Origin of the sequence: Thermosediminibacter litoriperuensis (assembly GCF_008124715.1) — a bacterium.
GTDB classification, from domain to species: domain Bacteria; phylum Bacillota; class Thermosediminibacteria; order Thermosediminibacterales; family Thermosediminibacteraceae; genus Thermosediminibacter; species Thermosediminibacter litoriperuensis.
Genome location: NZ_VNHO01000019.1, coordinates 1 through 20392, shown reverse-complemented (window position 1 = coordinate 20392; position 20392 = coordinate 1). Strand labels below are relative to the sequence as shown.

Below are 20392 nucleotides of genomic sequence, written 5' to 3'. Positions count from 1 at the left end.
AGTGGATAAACTCAAGGTTATGACTGTTGTTGGCACAAGACCCGAAATAATCAGACTTTCGGAAGTTATAAAAGCTTGCGACAGATATTTCAATCATATTCTTGTCCACACAGGACAGAACTGGGATTATACTTTAAATCAGGTTTTTTTTGAGGAACTGGGCCTTCGTGAACCAGATTATTATTTGAATGCGGCTGGCAAACATCTTGGTGAAACTATAGGCAATATTATTGCAAAATCCTATGAAGTTATGGAAAAGGAAAAACCTGATGCACTCCTTATCCTCGGTGATACAAACAGCGCCCTCTGTGCCATTTCCGCGAAAAGGCTGAAAATCCCTATATTCCATATGGAAGCAGGTAACCGCTGCTTTGATCAGAACGTGCCTGAAGAAATAAACCGGAAAATAGTTGACCATATCAGTGATATAAATCTTCCATACACGGAACACAGCAGACGCTATTTACTTTCGGAAGGTATCCGTAAGGAACATATTTTCGTCACCGGCTCCCCCATGACGGAAGTTTTGCGTAAAAATATGGATAAAATTCAGCAGAGCAAAATATTAGAAGAACTCGGTCTTGAACCTGGTAAATATATAGTAGTTTCAGCCCACCGTGAAGAAAATATTGATAATGAAAAAAACTTTTTCTCATTGATGAATGCTTTAAACAGTATAGCCGAAAAATATCAGATGCCTGTAGTTTATTCTACACACCCACGGAGCTGGAAACAAATAGAAAACAGATGCTTTAAATTCCATCCGATGATAAGAAAATTAAAGCCTTTTGGCTTTTTTGACTACAATAAATTACAGTTAAATTCATTTTGTGTATTATCTGACAGCGGCACCCTTTCTGAAGAATCGGCTATATTGGGTTTTCCGGCCGTATTAATAAGGACATCGACGGAACGTCCAGAAGTACTGGACAAAGGCACTATTATAATTGGTGGCATTTCAGAGCGAGATATTATTCAGGCCATTAATCTTTGCCGGGAAATGTGGGAAAATAGAGAGAAAACTGTTCTTGCATCGGATTACGAAGATGACAATGTTTCGGTTAAAGTGGTAAAACTGATACAAAGTTACACAAAAATAGTGGATAAATTTGTGTGGAGGAAATAATTTTCAATAACCAACAGCTTTGAGCATTTGAGCAAATAAAAAATAAAGGAAATGATAATTTATGTTTTTCGCGATAAAGAGCCCTTTTGTGTCTCGTTCGAACCCTGTAAAAAAACGATAGGAAAAATGGTTTTTTCTTTTTAAATAGTTAGGAAGAATACCCATAATCATAAATGAGATAAAAAATATTTTTATTGATAATGCGGAGTGAAATTGAATATGATTAATAACATGTGCAAAAGCTTTAAAACGCCATTTATAATTAATATTTCAACTTTGAGTGGTATCTTTAAATATTTGCCCATTATTATTGTGATGAGCTATCTACTAATGACAATAATATTTTTTACTTTTGGACCGAACGAATGGCCTATTAAAAACCCTGTTAAGTTATATACATTTCTATTTTTCGCTAATACCTCGTTGCTCATTGGATACATTTTAGGTACTAAAAAAAGAAAATTAGTTTATCGTTGCAAATCTTTTCGGCCGCTGTTTCGTTTTTCATTATTAGTCTATTTCCTCTTTCTTCCTATTACATCATATGCGAGAACTGGAAACGTTATCCCTGATGTTCTAAATGCAATTACTAACTTTGGGAAAGCATATTATGAGTCAAAAAAGGTGGCATGGCCAGAATATTTACGAATGATGGTCAGTCCTGCATTAATAGCATGTGTTCCGTTAGGGATTTACAAATGGGATCAGCTTAGAAGATTAGAAAAAATTCTATTACTATTTTCAATTATTTATTATATTTCCATTGACATTTCTCGTGGTAAAAATAAGAGTTTAGCTGATTACCTAATTATATTTACTATGATCTTAATGCTTAAAAAAATAAAGCTATTTATTGATAAAACCGGTTCTTATGTTTTCCATCTCAATAAAAGAATGTTGAGAATTCTAATCATGTATTTCATAATTATAAGCTTACTTGGATGGGTTTTTTTTAATTATTTTACTATGGTAATATCCTCGCGGACGTATTCACTCTATAATAGTTTCACTGGTAATACTATTCAAATAGATAATGTATTATTAGCTCCGTTTAAAACTGAGCTTCAGAAATATGGTGCTGCTAAATTAATGGCTTATTTGAGCCAGGGATATTATGGATTGTCGCTTGCCCTAGACAAACCGTTTCACTTTTCGTATGGCATCGGGTATTCACTGTTTCTCCTTGAGAATGCAGAGGAGATATTGGGACTTAGTAATGTAAAAAAATTGACATATTCATACAAGCTTTACGATGATAATTGGCCAACAGGGAGAGTATGGTCAAGTTTTTATGTTTGGCCAGCATCTGATATAACGTTTTTCGGAGTTATTTTACTGATGTTTATCATAGGATTTATTTATGCTACAGTATGGCTAGAAAGTCTTTTGAGTAATGATCATATATCATTGATTATATTTTCTTTGCTAAATATATTACTTTTTTATATTCCTGCAAACAACCAATTATTTCAAGAGGGAGAAACATTTTTTGGTTCTTGGTTCTGGTTCTTGTACTGGTTTTTGCGACGCATATATTTCACAAAAAAACATGGGGTTAATGCTAAATATAATAATGTTATTACTGGTTAAATAATGAAGAAGGAGTTTGCAAAAATGAAGATTCTTTTTATCGGTTGCATTTGTGAAGAGAAATTTTTTTATAATCTTGTGTGGAATTCCAAAACTATAAAACCTTCAATTGCGGGGCAACGATTTGAGCGTATGATAGTTGAAGGTATAAGTAGTGAGAGCGAGATAGAACTATTATCTTACATACCCGTTAGTACATATCCACATTACCCCCATATTATTTGCTTTAGGAAGGCAGAGCTTATTTATAAAGGTATACCAGTCAGGTATATTCCTTTCTTGAATCTGCCTTGTCTTAAGCAAATAACGATTCTGCTCTATACGTTTTGGTTTGTGTTAAGGTGGCTTATTGCAAACCATAGAATAAAAGAGAAGATTATTTTTTTGAACGTAATATATCCCCCTACGGCTTTACCATCTTTATTATTAGGAAGACTTTTGGGATGCCGTGTAGTAACACTTGTACCGGACATTTCATCTTTTCGATTTGATTATTCTCCGACTACTGGTATATTTAAAAAGTATTTAATGCTGTTTTTTAAGCGAATTTCCGAATGGTTAGATAGGAGGTTTGATGGATATGTGTTATTGACAGATTATATGAAGAACATTGTTAATCCTAGGAATAAACCATATGTTGTTGTTGAGGGCATGGTCGAAGATCATTTAAGGGGTCTTAAAAATGATATTTCTCAAAAACATGTTCCTCCAGCAATTATGTATGCTGGTAGCCTTCGTGCGAGATACGGTATTTCTAAACTTATTAAAGCTTTTAGTCAAATGCCGATACGTGAATGCGAACTGTGGATATTTGGTTCGGGAGACTATGTGGATACAATTCGACGAGTAGCAGAGGAGGATAAGAGGATCAAATATTTTGGTACAGTAACACATGCGGAAGTAATAGAATATGAAACTCGCGCGACGCTGCTAGTCAACCCACGGCCCTCAGACGAAGAATTTACTAAATATTCCTTCCCTTCTAAGACACTCGAATACATGGCGTCCGGTACACCTTTGCTAACCACTCCACTTCCAGGAATTCCGTCAGAATATAAGGAATACATATATACGTTTGAAGATGAATCTGTAGAAGGTATGTCTAAGAGGATGACAGATATTTTATCGATACCACTCGAAGAATTGCATAAATTCGGGCAACGCGCACGGTGGTTTGTGATGGAAAATAAGAACCACTTAGTACAATCTAAAAAAATCTTATATTTTTTAGAACAATTGTTATCAAATACAAATAAATAAATAACCATTAACGCGAAAAAGAAAAAATAACGCTTAATGAAATTAGGTGTATGGAATTAAGGTTTCAAGCCGAGTATCGGTATTATTCACGCATTTTTCACTTATTCAAGTTGGGAAAATCCTTCAGATTTTTCTTCTTCGGATTTTTTTAGAAAGGATTTTATAATGATTCATTATTCGGTTAAACTGAAGATATTAGTTCCAATAAATGTAACATCGCCGAATTTTGTAAATAGAAATGATATAACTACATTATTTATGACCTCAACCGTATAACTATATTTTTACCATTGCGGTCTAAAAGCAAAGATTAAAATGATGCTTGTGATTACTTAAAACGAGGTCGATACATTGTGTTTTAAAATTTTATGATGGACTTGCCCTATATTGGAGGTTTTTTATGAAAAAGATACTAATTTTTACTGGATATTATCTACCTGGATATAAAGCAGGAGGACCCATTCGGTCAATAGCAAATATGGTTGAAGAATTAAGAAACGATTATGAATTTTATATTATTACATCTGATCGTGATTTATGTGATAAAACTTCTTATAACAATGTAAATATGGAAACATGGAATAAAATAGAAAATGCTTATACTTATTATTTAACACCAGAAAATCAATCTTTAGAGAAAATAGCACAGTTAATGAATTCAATAGATTATAATTTGTTGTATTTAAATAGTTGTTTTTCGTTGAAATTTACTATTTATCCTTTGTTATGTATAAAATTTAAATTAGCTAAATCAGTACCTGTAATAATTGCTCCACGGGGAGAATTTTCAAAAGGAGCATTGCAGATCAAAAAATACAAGAAAAAAATTTTTTTAGCAGTGTCAAAAATACTTGGATTATATAAAAATTGTATATGGCAAGCAACTAGCATTACTGAAAAACAAGATATAAAAAGAATATTTGGGGAAAATATAAAATTATTTTTGGCTCCAAATATAAGTTACAATAACAAAAATTTAATTTATAGTAAATGTATTGAAAAAGAAAAAGGCAATTTAAGAATAATATTTGTATCGCGGATAACTAGAAAGAAAAATTTAATCATGGCTCTCAAAATTATTAGAAATCTTACAGGGAATATTTCATTTGATATTTTTGGACCAATTGAAGATGAGTTATACTGGAATGAATGTCAAAAATTAATAAACATAATGCCAAATAATATTAAAGTAAATTATTGTGGTGCAGTAAAACATGATAAAATCATATCTTTAATGAACAATTATCATATTTTTCTTTTCCCTACTTTGGGAGAAAACTTTGGGCATGTAATCATTGAGGCTTTATTAGGGGGGTGTCCTGTAATTATTAGTGATAGAACACCTTGGAGAAAGTTACATGAAAACGGAGCAGGTTATGAGATATCATTAGATCGTATAGATTTATTTACAAATACTATTCAGAAATTTGTAGATATGGATGAAAATGAATATAACAATTATTCAAGAAGAGCTTATGAATACGGAAGAAAAATAATAGAGGAGACTAGAGCAGTCCAACAACATAAATTAATGTTTGATTCTGTGCTTAAATAATTTTTAATAAAATAATCAATTATTAATAAATGTCTGAAAGGATGCGCTTCTTATGAAGATATCTATTTTTGGTACAGGATATGTTGGATTAATTTCAGGTTTATGTTTTGCAGATTTTGGTTTAGATGTCATTTGTGTAGATGTAGATAAAGTAAAGATTACTAAACTTTCAAAAGGGATTTGTCCTATATATGAGATGGGTGCAGATATTTTACTGGAACGCAATGTAAAAAATAATAAAATATATTTTACTACTGATGGAGCGCAAGCTATAAAAGATTCTGAGGTGATATTTATTGCAGTTGGGACTCCGCCAACCTTGGACGGTGAAGTTGACCTTACAGCTGTCTTTCAGGTGGCCGAACTAGTAGGCAAATATATCAATGGATACAAAGTAGTAGTAGATAAGAGTACTGTGCCAGTTGGAACTGGGCAAAAGGTTAAGGAAATTATAAAGAACGAAATGGAGAAACGAGGCGTAAAATATGAATTTGATGTAGTATCAAATCCTGAATTTTTGCGTGAAGGAAGGGCCGTATATGATTTTACTCATCCCGATAGAATTGTCCTTGGAGTGGAAAGTAAGAAAGCTGAAGAAATAATGAAAAAAATTTACAAGCCTCTTTATTTAAAGGAAACTCCATTTGTGATTACTAATATTGAGACTGCAGAAATGATAAAATATGCTTCAAATGCTTTTTTGGCAACAAAAATTGCATTTATAAATGAAATTGCTAATTTATGTGAAAAAGTTGGAGCAAATGTTAAACAGGTAGCTTATGCGATGGGTAAAGATAGCAGGATAGGTTCTAAGTTTTTACATGCAGGGCCGGGGTATGGTGGAAGTTGTTTCCCAAAAGATACTATGGCTTTGAAAAAAATAGGTGAAAAATATGGATGTGAGCTTTCTATTGTTTCTGCTACAATAAAAGCCAATGAACGGCAGAAGTTATTGATGGTCGAAAAAATTAAAAAAGAATTTACAACATTGAGAAGTAAAAAAATAGCTATTTTAGGAATATCATTTAAGCCTGAAACTGATGATATTAGAGAATCTCCTGCTATTACAATCATAGAAAATCTTCTAAAACTAGGTGCAAATGTTAAAGCATATGATCCTAAGGCTCTTGACAATGCAAAAAGATTTTTTTCTCATATGATTGGTAATGGTTTGACTTTTTGCAACAATGCCCTCGAGGCAATAAAAGATTCGGATGCATTAGTAATTGTAACCGAATGGTATGAATTTAGAAATATGGATTTATATGAGGTGAAAAACCTTTTAAAAGGAAATTTATTTTTTGATTTAAGAAATATTTACAGTAAGGACGAGGTCGAAAGATTCGGTTTAAAATATATCGGTGTTGGAACATGATTTTAAGATATTATTGTATGCTTCGATTGTACCATTTTATATATGCTAGACCACGCATACCATCATTAAAATTGTTTATTACATAATAAAATGGACAGAGTGGCAAAAAAAATTTTCTAATTTTGAACTCAAACATCCCCAAATTTACAAAGGTTATTGTAGGCAACCCTAAAAAAACCTTTATCATTGTAATTAGCACTAACTAACCGACACCTTCCGGGGGTTTAAACAGTACTATGGTTCTGAGGTGTGTTCTATTTTCCTGTACTCTACTGTCCCTAAATACGCCAACAACCGTGTCCTGGTAAAGATAACAGCACATGAAGTCATACCCAAGATGAAAGTCACCGGGAAACCGTGCGCTACGAGTGGCTTACGGAGATTATAAGCAGGAAAGCATGGACTGGCTACCCTACCTGCCCCAGCTTTCATGTTTTCCAGAGCACTTAATATTCGGGAACTATAGCATACTGCCGTGTTCCACTTCGGGAATACCTTGACGGCTGCAATAAAGGTGAGCGCGGTAAAATATTCAAGGCTTTAGCTGAACTTTGTGTCAAAAGCAGTTTTGAATAGACCGTGAACACCGTAGCCAGGGATCTCCTTTAACGTGGTGCAGGATTTAGACAGCCCCATAGCCATCATAACAGGGTAACGGGTATAATCCCGGAGTTAGAGCTGACAAAACTTCCTGAAGGACTTCCCGAATTAACTGCATTCCGCTTCAACGCTGAGGAATACGACCATATTTTTTTGTTTATTGCATAATTAAAATGGACAGAGTTGCAAAATAAAATCTCCAATTTTGCAACTCAAAAATCCCCAAATTTGCAAAGGTCATCGCAGGCACCCTTAAAAACATTTACCCTTGTTAGGGACAACTTAACTGCAAGGGAGGAATGAAGGATGCTCACAATGACCCATATTGATAATATCAGAAAAGCGTTCTTTATGAAAGGGCAAAATATCAGCGAGATAGCCCGGGAGTTCCAAAAAGACCGAAAAACTATACGCAAGTATATCTATCAAGAGGACTGGAACACCAGGGTTAAAGTTGAAGAAGTTAAACATACCTTCCCAAAACTCGACCCTTTCAAGGCGGATATAGACCAATGGCTTGTCGCAAAAAGCAGAGGCATACCGCCAAAAGGATTTATGACAGGCTCTGTGAAAAATACCAAGATAAGTTTAACTGTTCTTACCGCACCGTAGCAGGCTACGTAAAAAAGAATTGTACCAGGACAACTCATGCCGTCTGCCGCTGGAACATATCCCGGGTGAAGCGCAGGTGGATTTCGGTGAGGCAGACTTTTAGGCCCAACTTACTTATCGTGAATGTTACACCGAAGATAGGATGCTTAGAGAATATATGGAACTGTACATTGAGTTGTGTCATAAAAACAGATAATTAATATTTAGCATATTGGTTTATTTCAAATTATGAAAAGATATTACGGTGGAGAGATATTATGAAAATCCGTGAAGCAATGTCAAAGGATATTTATGAAATAGTAAAGGTACATCAGGATGCGTTTAAAGGGTTTTTAATGACTCTTTTGGGACCAAAATTTTTAATGTCTTACTATCAACTAGTATTTGAATACTCTAAAAGAATCTTTTATGTAATTATTGATGAACAAAACAAAGTTAGAGGGTTTGTAGCCGGTTTTCTTGAACCCAGCCAGTTTTATAACCTACTCCGGAAAAGAAAATGGAAATTAGCATTGGCAGCATTGTTTCATTTAGTTTTTCATCCTTCACTTTGGCTACGTGTATATAGTAGTTTAAATAGAGCTGTGAACTTGGCAAACAGCGAATGTGATTTTGATATAGCGGAATTAGCTTCAATAGCTGTAGATCCCAAAATATCTGGACAGGGTTTGGGAAAGGAATTGGTTTTCTCTTTTTTAAATAAAGCACGTAAAATGGGTGCTAGAAGAGTTTATCTTAACACCGATGCGCTTAATAATGATAAAGTAAATGCTTTTTATCAGAAAATCGGGTTTAAGTTAGCACATAAATTTACTGTTGCAAATAAGCGTTTAATGAATGAGTATGTATATTTTTTAAATTAAGTATAAATATTTCATAAATTATTAATTTCGTGGAATAAGGGGGTCTTGTCTTTGCGTAATACCTTTCTTCCTTTTTCACCTCCTGTTATAGGAGAAGAAGAAATTGATGAAGTAGTTGATACTTTAAAATCTAGCTGGATAACTACTGGACCAAAGACTAGAAAATTTGAGGAAGAATTTAAGACTTATATTGGTGCTAAAGAAGCACTAGCATTAAATTCATGTACTGCTGCTCTTCATGTGGCACTAGTGACTCAGGGAATTGGCAGCGGTGATGAAGTAATAACTACTCCCTTGACTTTCACAGCAACGGTAAATGTAATTGAGCATGTTGGCGCTAAACCTGTATTAGTTGATGTTGAAGAAGAAACTCTGAATATCGATCCTGAAAAAATAGAAAAAGCCATTACTCCAAAGACTAAGGCCATTATGGCGGTGCATTATTCGGGTCATCCTGCCGAAATGGACAAGATAAATGAAATAGCTAATAAATATAATCTTCATGTTATAGAAGATGCAGCTCATGCATTGCCGGCAAAATATAAAGGCCGGTACATAGGTTCGGGAGATAATTTAACCGCATTCAGTTTTTATGCTACAAAAAATCTAACAACTGCTGAAGGAGGGATGTTAACAGGGCCTGATGATTTAATTGAAAAAGCAAGAATAATAAGTCTACATGGGATGAGTCGAGATGCTTGGAAAAGGTACTCGAAAGAAGGTAGCTGGTATTATGAAGTAGTTTTACCAGGATTTAAGTATAATATGACTGATATTCAGGCCTCTCTTGGTTTGCACCAATTAAACAAACTGGCAGTTTTTCAAAAGCGCAGATACGAAATTGTTGAAAAGTATAATTCTGCTTTTAAAGATATTGATTGCCTTGAAATACCTTCTGCAAAAAAAGAAGTTGAACATGCATGGCATCTTTATGTTTTTCGCTTGAGGTTAGAAATGCTAAAAATTGACCGTAATCGTTTTATTGAAGAGCTGAAAAATCGCAATATAGGTACCTCTGTTCATTTCATACCAATACATATACATCCGTATTATAAGAACAAGTATGGTTTTAAAGAAAATGACTTTCCCGTAGCTTATAATAATTATTTGAGGATGATCTCTTTACCCTTAAATCCTGGCCTCTCGGATCAGGATGTGGCGGATGTTATTGAGGCCGTGTTAGATGTTATCCGCCTGTATAAAAAATGAGGTGGAGCAAAAGACTATTTGATATCTTTTGGTCTTTCATAGGGTTAATACTATTAGTACCTTTGTTTATCATTGTAGCTTTCTTAATAAAAATAGAGGATGGAGGTCCTGTATTTTTTAGACAAGAACGGATAGGATTTAACGGTAAAAAATTTAAAATATGGAAATTTAGAACTATGGTTTTTGATGCAGAAAAAAAAGGTGAGCAGATAACAGTATCTAATGATCCGAGAATAACGAAAATTGGAAGATTACTGAGAAAGTACAAAATCGACGAGTTACCTCAGTTGATAAATGTGTTAATAGGTGATATGAGTTTGGTAGGTCCAAGGCCGGAGGTAGAAAGGTATGTAAAACTGTATAATGAAGATCAGAAAAAAGTGTTGAATTTTGTGCCGGGTATAACGGATCCTGCTTCTCTTACTTTCAGAAATGAAAATGAGCTATTAAGTTTAGAAAAAGACCCGGAACAATTTTATATAAAAGAGATTATGCCAATGAAAATAATGATGAACTTGGATTATCTTCAAAAAGCCAATCTTTGGTCAGACTTTATAATAATTATAAAAACGATAATTGCACCTATTATTGATTGTTTAAATAAAAGTCTTGTTAAAGGTCAACATGCAAGTATTAATAAAAAATCGGATTATTTTAATGTTTAACACTTTTATTTTATGCAGGAAACTATTTCTTTATGGAGAAAATAATTACATATTTGATATTACAAGGAAGAGATGGGGGCGTAATGTTGTCGTTAACAGCTTTTAAGAGGCAACATTTAACACACAAGTTTTTACTGTTCTTAATTGATATACTTATAATAAATATAGCTTGTTTGTTTTCTTTTTATATAAGATTTGATGGGGAAATACCTGCACTCTATACTATAAGATTTCTCCAGTCTAGACCTGCTTTGACGGTTATAAATATAATTACATTTATGATTTTTAATTTATACAATCGTATCTGGAGATTTGCAAGTATTGGAGAACTTTTGTCCATTATTTCAGCAACAACTGTCGGTACTATGGCTGTTTTATTATATACATTCATGATGAATATTACATTTCCTCGCAGTGTTTATATTATATATTGGCTTTTACTCACAGGATTTATTGGAGTTTTCAGACTAGCTTTGAGGGTATTGAGAGATTTTGCAGGCTCTATCAGGAATAAAAACGGTAAAAAGCGAGTACTCATAATCGGTGCGGGACATGCCGGCTCTTTGGTAATAAGGGAATTCAAGCAGAATCCGGATCTTGAAATGGTCCCCGTTGGAGTCATCGATGACGACAGGTCGAAACACGGTTTGAGTATATATGGCGTCAGAATCCTGGGTGGCAGGGAAAAGATACCGGATGTGGTAGATGCGAAAAAAGTTGATGAAATTATCATAGCTATGCCGTCGGTTGATAGAAGGGAAGTAAAAAAAATCGCCGATATTTGTTCCGCCACCAAATGTAAGGTAAAAATTGTCCCCGGCATATACGAGCTGTTAAACGGAAAGGTCGATGTGAAGAAGATAAGGGATATAAAAATAGAGGACCTGCTCGGGAGAGAGCCGGTAAGAATAAATATGGAAGCTGCGGCAAAATATCTGAAAGATAAGGTGGTAATGGTAACAGGTGCAGGGGGTTCCATAGGCTCGGAACTTGTAAGGCAGGTATCTAGATTTGAGCCGCGGCTGTTGCTGCTTTTTGACATAAGCGAAAATAACATATTTGATCTCGAACATCAGCTAAAAACATATTTTCCAAAACAGATGTACATACCGATTATAGGGAGCATCAGGGATTCGTCAAAAGTTGAGGCCGTCATGGAAAAATACAGACCCAATGTGGTGTTCCATGCGGCAGCTCATAAACACGTGCCTTTGATGGAGCAGAATCCGGTGGAGGCCATAAAAAACAACGTATTCGGCACGCTGAATGTGGCCGAGGCCGCTCAAAAATACAAAGTTGAAAGGTTTATATTGATATCCACCGACAAAGCCGTAAATCCCCAGAACGTAATGGGGGCCTCCAAACGGGTGGCTGAAATAATTATCCAGATGATGGCAAAAAGCGGCGATACCCGTTTTGCAGCTGTAAGATTCGGAAACGTCCTCGGAAGTGCGGGAAGCGTGATCCCGCTTTTCAAGAAGCAGATAGAGGCGGGCGGGCCCGTTACGGTTACACACCCGGAAGTGACCCGCTACTTCATGACGATACCAGAAGCCGTACAGCTTGTAATTCAGGCGGGAGCCATGGCCGAAGGCGGAGAGATCTTCGTGCTCGACATGGGCGAACCTGTGAAAATCCTCGACCTGGCGACAGAGATGATAAAACTTAGCGGCTTTGAACCCGGCAAGGACATAAAAATAGAATTTATAGGCCTGAGGTCCGGTGAGAAACTGCACGAAGAGCTGTTCTACGATAAGGAAGACATAACAAGAACTGAATTTGAAAAGATTTACCTTGCAAAAACCAGCAGCAGCTTTTTAGAGTTTAAAAAGGAGCTCGAGAGTCTGAAAAATATATTTTTGTCTTCAGAGCCGGAGATGAAGAAACTAATTTCAGGATTTGAAGAGAAGTTTTTTATGAATGAAAATAAGAAAGTAACATTGTTATAAAACTAATTAACAGCGGTAAGAGAATATGGCGTAAGCCAGCAGTTATTGATATAAACAAACGATATAATATTGATCCCAAAGAAACGATACCTATAAAAGAACGCATAAAATTTGACATAACAAACTAGTACCTGCTGGCTTTGCAGCACAAGTAGGCAAGAAACACGAAAACGAAGAGCAACGGAAATGGGCAGAACACTTTATCCTTAGCATTCTCCGTCCAAAGTACAGTGATTAATAATTGTTACGATAAAGAGCACCCAAAAACATACAGAAAAGGGGGATAACCATGATTAATGTTTCGGCCCTGCGGCATGAGAAAGAACGAGTTTATCTCGCCATTTGTATGATTGTAGGAGGACTTGTCTGGCTTGCCTTAATTTGGGTTGCCTGGGCGTTATTAATTCTGGTGGCTCTCGTGTCGTGGGGTGTTGGCCAGTATTTTAAAGCGTTTATCTACGGCAACGCCGTCAGGGTGAGCCAGGAGCAATTTAGAGAAATAGACCAAATAGTTAAAGAACTGGCAAGAGAACTAAACCTTTTTAGAGTTCCTGATGTTTTCGTTTTGAGCGGCCAGGGAGCGCCGAATGCGCTGGCCATTAGGTTTTTAACCGGCAGATACATTTTGCTTTCTGGTGAAGTGGTTGACTTGAGCCTGAAAAGAGATGCGTACGCTGAATTAAGGATGATTATCGGCCACGAGCTGGCTCACCATGCGCTGGGGCATATAAGTATCTGGAGAAACTTCCTGCTACTCCCCGCCAGAATAATCCCCTTCCTCGGGGCTGCTTACAGCCGGGCCTGCGAGTTAAGTGCTGATCGGGTAGGCATGGTTCTAGCCAGGGATTGCAAAGCCGCCAGAAGAGCCCTTCTGGCCTTGACCGTAGGCAGCGAAGCCCTGGCTGCAAAGCTTGACCCGCAGGCTTTTATCGAGCAGGAAAAGTACGTACCACCAATCATGGGCTTTATCTACGAACTCTTTGCTTCTCACCCCAGAATGACTGTAAGGATTATTCAACTTAAAAAGTACGAGGAACAGAGCCTTTTGTTAAGGCGGACACCAGCTGCTACGCTCCTGGAAGAGGCTGCACGGGAATCAGAAAGAAGTGTTCAGGAAGCAGTGGAGTACATAAGGGAAATTGCTGTCGCTGGGCAGACTCCGTGCTGTTCCTCTTGCGGCCAACAGGTTTTACTTGGTAACCGGTTCTGCCCTAATTGCGGCCAGAAATTGTAAGGAGCTCTAAAGTTGGAGGGCGTCCTTGAGAGGACTGTGACCACGCTGAGTTGATTGCGGAGGATTACTCAGAAGGCGGGCGCACCCTTTTCATACCGGGCGCTTATGAGCTGGGAAAAGCGGTGTTTGTCTACAATTTTAGCCGCGCAAAAAAGCGCGGCTGTTTTTTATCCGGTTTGAACGAAAGTTCTAGGTTCATGGGGTTTATTCGTTTTTACCCCTTTCCTCTACTTCCTCGTTTATAATTTTTATTATTTTAATAATCCGATTGACAGAATCAGGGCTTAATTTTTCGGTTTCTTTGATAAGTAGTTGGAGATCTTCGCGTTGAGATATTGCGCTGGAATAAATAACAAATATCTGTAAGGTTAAGATACCATCGTTTCGACCGAGACCTTTAACCCTAAAGATTCAAGCTTTTTCAAAGACTGGCGGATGACCAAGTGGCGCCTTTTTTCTTCGTAAAAATTCGGACCCAATTCAATATAAGGTTGCTTACGCTTGAGAATATGATAAACTATAGTTAGGATGCTGTGAGCCACCGCAACAGCTGCCCGGTTCGATCCTCTTCGGGCAGCGATGCGGTGGTATTGACTTGCGAGAAAAGTATCTTTTCTCTGGAGGCGGCTCGGGCAGCTTCTACAAGTGCACTTCGCAACTTCTTGTTTCCCTTTCGAGTCCTGGCGGACTTTTGTTTACCGGCGCTTTCATTCTGACCTGGACACAGCCCCGCCTATGAACACAAATGAGCGGCGGAATCAATATGTCTCAACTGTATTTCCAGCATCTTTCTCTGGTGATAATTAATAAATCCTTTTAAAGCGCGCTTTAGATCTTCCTTTTTATTCTTTAACTTACCATGAGAAAGCTCTGCTAGGATTTCGGGGTCTTCTTCTCCGCTAATAAGCGCTTCCAGTATAGCACGGCTGGACATGCCGTTAATATCGGAGACCACCGAAGACAGCTTGATATTGGCTCCTTCGAGCACTTTCTGAATGCGGTTAAGCTCCCTTGAGCGCTCTTCAACAAGGCTGTGCCTGTAACGGACAAGTTCGCGAAGCTCCCTTTGCTCTCTGTCGGGAACGAAGCTGCCTTTTAAAAGGCCGTGACGGAGTAGACTTGCTATCCATTCGGCGTCTTTAACATCAGTTTTTCGACCGGGCACATTTTTAATATGCTTTGCATTGACAAGTAGAATCTTCAGATTCTCAAGCTCCAGCAGGTTGTAGATAGGCTTCTACTATATTGGTGAAGATAAAACTTTGATTTTGCCTTACGAAGACAGTTATGTCGTCCATCGGTTGAGTAAGAAACGTGATGGCGAGGATGAGGCCGGTGAAGTGGATAAACATATATTTTTCTTTGATGATGAATTTAAGTACGAAGAGCTTTCAAGAAAATCAGATATTATAAATGCAATAAGGAACAAGAACTATCAGCAGAAAAGAATATACATTCTGCTGAGTTGAAAGAAGATATAGAAAAAATATTAAAGGGAGTGCGGGGATAAAATGTACGAAAACATTTACAGCATCTTGAAATTGATGTCTAGTGTGAATTTGATTTATGGGAGAAAAAAATTCCAAAAAATTGTCCAGATCCTTCAAACCTTTGGTTTCCCTTTTGAACAAAGATTTGTATTTCATCTGTTCGGACCTTATTCTCAAGAATTGCAGAACGATATAGACATGATGGTTGAAGATGGCTTACTAATAGAAAATACTTCTTCTAGTGGAGCTTATATTTATTTGATTAACAAAGAAAAAGCGGAAAAAGTGATCAGTTACCTAGAGAATAATAAAATGGTAAGTACTGTTTTTCCCGAGAAAGGCAGCCTTATTAGAGAACTTAATGAACAGGAACCATCTTTTTTGGAACTCATCAGCACAAATATTTATTTAAATGAGATGGGTTATAACAACGAAGAGATTCGGGAGAAAATAAGGGAACTGAAACCTCATTTATTTGACAGATATGATGAAGCTGTAAATTTTATAGAAAAACTGGAAAAGAAATATAAAAAAACCGGTTGAATTTAGTATCGCAATTTGTAATGCTTATCCTCTAGGCGTCTTATGCCTGATGAAAATTTCTATACCTGCTGGAATATAGAGAAACAAATGAAGAAAATAGCCCGCTCAAAAGCGGGCTTTGTAATGCAAAAACCCTGGGGGTCTATGCCTTGACCATGAGCTCCAGGCTCGGCTGTTTCTCAGACAGGGCCTTATATAATAAAATTTTTAGATTAAAACTTATTGAGGAGGAAGATCAACCGTGACAAGAGCAATAATAGGTCCGGGTAAATATGTTCAGGGAAACCGGGTTTTAAAACATATTAAAGAACATACCATAAAGCTGGGGCGTTCTTTTTTCATAATCGCCAGCGAAAATGGCATTAAAAGGACAAAGCCCGTGATAGAGGCAAGTTTTGCTGGGGAAAAGGTTGATCTGGTATTTGAACCCTTCAGGGGTGAATGTTCGGAAAATGAAATAAACAGGCTTAAGGAACTCGCCGAAAAAAATAACTCGGAAGTGATAGTGGGAATCGGAGGCGGAAAAGTTCTTGATACCGCTAAAGCAATAGCCTATTTTTTAGAGCTGCCCGTTGTGATAGTTCCCACTATAGCATCCACTGACACGCCCTGCAGTGCACTTTCGGTTATATATACGGATGAAGGCGTTTTCAGCAAATACCTGATTTTACCGCGAAATCCCAACGTTGTTCTTGTGGATACCGGAATCATCGCCAAGGCTCCGGCGAGATTGCTGGTATCGGGAATGGGTGACGCCCTCGCTACGTATTTTGAGGCAAGAGCTTGCGCAAGGTCAAATGCTGCAACTCTGGCCGGCGGTAGGAGCACTAAGGCGGCGATGGCTCTTGCTGAACTCTGCTACAGGACTTTACTGGAAGATGGCCTCAAGGCGAAAATCGCTGTGGAGAGCAAAGCCTGCACCGGTGCCGTAGAGAACGTTGTCGAGGCGAATACATATTTGAGCGGCATAGGTTTCGAGAGCGGAGGACTGGCTGCCGCCCATGCCATCCATAACGGCTTTACGGTTCTCGAAGAATGCCACCACATGTACCACGGCGAAAAAGTGGCCTTCGGGACTGTAACCCAGTTAGTGCTCGAAAATAGTCCTATGGAAGAACTGGAGGAAGTGATCGGCTTCTGCCTGGAAGTGGGCCTGCCCGTCACTCTGGAGGATCTTGGTATTAAGGAAGTGAAGGAAGAGGACATAAGGAAGGTGGCGGAAGCCTCCTGCGCTGAAGGTGAGACCATCCACAACATGCCGTTTAAGGTGACGCCGGAGGATGTATACAACGCCATATTGGGCGCCGACGCTCTGGGCAGAGAGCTGAAAGAAGATTGAAAAATTTTTTCACTGCTTTATTTACCTCTAATCAACTGTGTCCTGTTTGCGGAAGCGTACTAGGCAACCAAGGCACCAAAGCCCAGGTTACCCAAACCGAAGGAGGTTCTCAGAATCCCACGGCCGAGCAGAGTAAATGTTAAGCAGCCCGCTTTCTAGGGGTTTTAAATTTTCCCGCCGGCCGTCGGTTCTTCCATTTCCCATGTAAGAAAGCAAAATTGCAAGAAAAATATCATAATTCCCCCTGACTCAGAATAAAAATATTAAATAATTTCAATAATTTTAATGTAGACAAGACAGGGGGAATTATGATAACATGAAAATAAATATATTGGGTTTAAAGGAATATTTTGAAGGAATTGGCATTTCATACTTATGGGGAGATGCCGCTATGACGTTGCGAAGAGATCTTTTGAATATAAATTTTAAGTTTAACTACGAGAGCGTTAATTTGGATAATAACAAATTCTCGATTTACAGTGATGTGACTGAGGTTCCTGCCAACTATTTGGTTATTCGAGAATTTTACGATTTTTTGGTAAAAGAGTTGGAGGAATTGGAAGGAAAAGTAGAAGCGAGTACCGAGCTTGCTGAAAATGAGTCGATTCTTACCAGAATAAATTACTTTAGAAATAACTTTAATTTTTATCATTTTTATAGAGAGCACCTGGAAAGCCTCGTGGTTGCTTTGAATGAATCATCAATGAAAAAACTTATAAAAATACTGGAACTAATGAAAGAGGAATATATTTTAATTAAAGAAATGGGTGTGGATGGCGATGCTTTAAATGAAGCTTTAGATTGGATTGAAGATAGTTTCTTCTTCCTACGAAGATGCGTCGAGAAAATCGCCTCGAACCAAGAAATGCTCAATATGAAGTTGCGTTATAATGACTTTCAAGAAGATTTTTGTGTGATTGACCCTTATTCCTATGCAGCATAAATAGGGGTGTCTTTGTTGGAAAGAGAAAAATACAATAGTTTCGTTAAACATGTCGAATTAAATAAAATTGTCCTTTACAAATTGGATTCCCAATTTAATTATGAATTATTGGGAAGAGAGTCGGGGCAAGTTTTAGTGGATTTCAAACCTTCGTTTAACTTGAAAAGAAAAGAAGAAAATAAATTTTTAGCGGAAGCTCGGTTCAGTGTATCGGTCAAAGTAGAAGAGAGTAATGAGGAACTTATAAAAATAAATGCATCGTTTTTGCTATTTTATAGTTTAAAAGAAAAATGCGACGATGACATTTTAGAAGAATTCATAAAAAGAAATGTACCCCTTAATGCATGGCCTTACGGCAGAGAACTAATAAGCTCTATGACGTCACGGATGGGATTGCCTGCGCTTAATATAGGTTTGTACAAAGTATATTAGCTTGATATCTTGGATGGGGTTTTCATGTATTGGGGATTTCAAGGTAAAGATATGCAGGAAGGCACCTTAAGAAACCGACCAATATATAAATTGGCTAATTTTTTGATGTTATGGCCTGATTTTTTTTATTTTACGGTTGATATACTTATAAGTTGCAAGTCAAAAAACCAGAGTAAAATAAGATACGATTTACAAAGAATTAAAAAGAGGTTAGAGATTTTAATTACTACGGATAATTCAATAAAAGAGGAGCAGGCAAACGAATTTTATAATTTTTTTTGCGAGTACTGCCAAAATGAAGAAGCTTCCAGCGGTGACTTGCTTAATTTTATTGTCTATAAAGTGGGGCCTTATAAGCTTAATGGGGACGGCATTAATAGAAAAAGAGAATGCAAAATTGCATTGAAAGGGAATATTTTGACTGATAAAAATTTCGACGTGGTATTTTATAGATTTTATCAAAACGATTTCGTTCAGGCAGAACTTATAGAATGCAAGATAGATCTTAAGGCTTTCGTTCACAGTCCTCCTTCGGATATAAATTCTTTTTCCCGAAAGGCTGACGAAAAACTGAAGGCAATGCGACTGATCAAGGAAAAAGAGAGGGAAAAAGATTCTTTAAGATTTTATTTTGCCACTTGCAGAAAAAATGTTATAAGCTGCCAACAAATGATTAATGATAGGGGATATGATTTTGTTGCTATAATAAACGGGGATGAGTTGTACGAAATGGTAAAACGATATAAGCAGCAATTGATTTAAAATTACCTAAAAAAAGAGCGCGAGGGGGTAGTATCCCCCTCAATTCATTGTCTGTAAATTTTTTCGCCAGCCGCCAGCTTGCGGTGTGTTCGTTGAACATAGCCTGCAGGCGGTTGAAAAGTTCTTCTCTTTCTTTTGTTTTATAGTCGGGATCGTTTTATTTATACTGGTGTTGGCTGAGCGGTTCACACATGACTAGAAAGATATTTGTAATGGCTTCCTGATTGAATACATCATAACAATTTAGTCTTTGTTTCAGGTGTCCCTAAAAGTATTGGTTATTGTAAAATCCAGTAGTTCGTATTTATCTGTAAAATGTGCATCAAATGTTGCCCGGTTAACTGTTGCCTTCTCCGCGATATCTCGTACTGTTATATCTTTGAAGTCTTTTTCACGAATTCATGAAATGAAAGAGTCCTGAAGAAGTTGTCTTGTACGAATCACTCGCGGGTCATTTTTTTGTGTGGCCATATATATGTGTCACCGCCGGTGTAAATTTTTCAGGAGCAACGAAAAGGAATTGACCCACCCCCTGGCGAAATATCCCTCTGATACCAGCCAAAAGATCGGAGGGAAATAAGTGCTAGGGAGTGGATCTATTATCATGTTACACGAATTAAGAGCAATGGGCAAGAGCATTCGTGCAATTGCACGAGAAACAGGCCGTTCAAGGAATACGGTAAGAAAATACTTAAGGGCAGAGGGCATTCCCGAAAGGAAGCCGCATCCCAAAAGAGGATCAAAGCTCGATCCATACAAAGATACCATTCAAGAGCTCATAAATCTTGGTATATTCAATTGCGAAGTTATCTACGAAAGAATCAAAGAAGAAGGCTATACCGGCG

General features: G+C 37.1%; 18 protein-coding genes and 2 pseudogenes. 18 read left to right on the top strand and 2 right to left on the bottom strand.

All coding sequences use genetic code 11. The features are described 5' to 3' along the window. Window position 1 precedes the first annotated feature (1 nt). From wecB to LZ11_RS08525, 11 genes and pseudogenes are all read left to right on the top strand, one after another. Entirely contained in the window at window positions 2-1126 is a 1125-nt protein-coding gene (gene wecB / locus LZ11_RS08575; RefSeq protein ID WP_148867479.1) for a non-hydrolyzing UDP-N-acetylglucosamine 2-epimerase, read from the top strand. 624 nt (window positions 1127-1750) lie between these two features. Beyond that, window positions 1751-2716, top strand: coding sequence for a hypothetical protein (locus LZ11_RS08570; protein WP_148867478.1), 966 nt, complete (start codon window positions 1751-1753; stop codon window positions 2714-2716). Between the two features lie 24 nt (window positions 2717-2740). Further along, entirely contained in the window at window positions 2741-3976 is a 1236-nt protein-coding gene (locus tag LZ11_RS08565) for a glycosyltransferase family 4 protein (RefSeq protein ID WP_170240340.1), read from the top strand. Between the two features lie 400 nt (window positions 3977-4376). Next, window positions 4377-5531 (top strand): glycosyltransferase family 4 protein, encoded by a 1155-nt coding sequence (locus LZ11_RS08560; protein WP_148867476.1) that lies wholly within the window; start codon window positions 4377-4379, stop codon window positions 5529-5531. A 52-nt stretch (window positions 5532-5583) separates the two neighbouring features. Beyond that, window positions 5584-6906, top strand: a complete 1323-nt coding sequence (locus tag LZ11_RS08555; RefSeq protein ID WP_148867475.1) for a UDP-glucose dehydrogenase family protein — start codon at window positions 5584-5586, stop codon at window positions 6904-6906. Window positions 6907-7821: 915 nt separating this feature from the next. Beyond that, window positions 7822-8218, top strand: a pseudogene (locus LZ11_RS08550) (IS21 family transposase); the annotation flags it as partial. A gap of 157 nt (window positions 8219-8375) precedes the next feature. After that, window positions 8376-8981, top strand: coding sequence for a GNAT family N-acetyltransferase (locus LZ11_RS08545; RefSeq protein WP_148867474.1), 606 nt, complete (start codon window positions 8376-8378; stop codon window positions 8979-8981). A gap of 51 nt (window positions 8982-9032) precedes the next feature. Next, entirely contained in the window at window positions 9033-10190 is a 1158-nt protein-coding gene (locus LZ11_RS08540) for a DegT/DnrJ/EryC1/StrS family aminotransferase (protein ID WP_148867473.1), read from the top strand. Beyond that, window positions 10187-10855 carry a sugar transferase gene (locus tag LZ11_RS08535; RefSeq protein ID WP_148867472.1) on the top strand — a complete coding sequence of 223 codons (669 nt, stop codon included), beginning with the start codon at window positions 10187-10189 and terminating at the stop codon, window positions 10853-10855. Before LZ11_RS08540 ends, LZ11_RS08535 begins: the two co-directional genes overlap by 4 nt. Before the next feature lie 83 nt (window positions 10856-10938). Continuing rightward, a complete protein-coding gene (locus LZ11_RS08530; RefSeq protein ID WP_148867471.1) occupies window positions 10939-12804 on the top strand; it encodes a polysaccharide biosynthesis protein in 1866 nt (621 codons plus the stop codon). 289 nt (window positions 12805-13093) lie between these two features. Further along, window positions 13094-14038 (top strand): M48 family metallopeptidase, encoded by a 945-nt coding sequence (locus LZ11_RS08525; RefSeq protein WP_148867470.1) that lies wholly within the window; start codon window positions 13094-13096, stop codon window positions 14036-14038. 368 nt (window positions 14039-14406) lie between these two features. Here the strand turns inward: LZ11_RS08525 and LZ11_RS13045 are convergent. Then, a pseudogene (locus tag LZ11_RS13045) lies at window positions 14407-15275 on the bottom strand (IS110 family RNA-guided transposase); the annotation flags it as partial. Between the two features lie 103 nt (window positions 15276-15378). On the opposite strand from LZ11_RS13045, the gene LZ11_RS12905 reads away from it, so the two are divergent. The 6 genes from LZ11_RS12905 to LZ11_RS08495 all read left to right on the top strand — a co-directional run bounded on the left by LZ11_RS12905 (window position 15379) and on the right by LZ11_RS08495 (window position 19547). Continuing rightward, window positions 15379-15507, top strand: a complete 129-nt coding sequence (locus tag LZ11_RS12905; RefSeq protein WP_281282735.1) for a hypothetical protein — start codon at window positions 15379-15381, stop codon at window positions 15505-15507. Window positions 15508-15549: 42 nt separating this feature from the next. Continuing rightward, entirely contained in the window at window positions 15550-16071 is a 522-nt protein-coding gene (locus LZ11_RS08515) for a hypothetical protein (RefSeq protein WP_148867469.1), read from the top strand. A 241-nt stretch (window positions 16072-16312) separates the two neighbouring features. Then, on the top strand, window positions 16313-17410 hold the full coding sequence (locus LZ11_RS08510; RefSeq protein ID WP_148867468.1) for a glycerol dehydrogenase: 1098 nt from the start codon (window positions 16313-16315) through the stop codon (window positions 17408-17410). Between the two features lie 316 nt (window positions 17411-17726). Further along, the gene (locus tag LZ11_RS08505) at window positions 17727-18353 is read left to right on the top strand and encodes a hypothetical protein (RefSeq protein WP_148867467.1); all 627 of its coding nucleotides are present in this window, start codon (window positions 17727-17729) and stop codon (window positions 18351-18353) included. 15 nt (window positions 18354-18368) lie between these two features. Continuing rightward, entirely contained in the window at window positions 18369-18785 is a 417-nt protein-coding gene (locus LZ11_RS08500) for a protein-export chaperone SecB (protein WP_170240339.1), read from the top strand. A gap of 24 nt (window positions 18786-18809) precedes the next feature. After that, complete coding sequence (locus tag LZ11_RS08495) at window positions 18810-19547, top strand: hypothetical protein (protein WP_148867465.1); 738 nt, start codon at window positions 18810-18812, stop codon at window positions 19545-19547. Between the two features lie 255 nt (window positions 19548-19802). On the opposite strand, the gene LZ11_RS13040 is transcribed toward LZ11_RS08495, so the two are convergent. Further along, window positions 19803-19907 (bottom strand): hypothetical protein, encoded by a 105-nt coding sequence (locus LZ11_RS13040; protein WP_342782610.1) that lies wholly within the window; start codon window positions 19905-19907, stop codon window positions 19803-19805. 220 nt (window positions 19908-20127) lie between these two features. On the opposite strand from LZ11_RS13040, the gene LZ11_RS08485 reads away from it, so the two are divergent. Next, window positions 20128-20392: helix-turn-helix domain-containing protein (locus LZ11_RS08485; RefSeq protein ID WP_148867464.1), on the top strand; the 265-nt coding region annotated here is incomplete at its 3' end.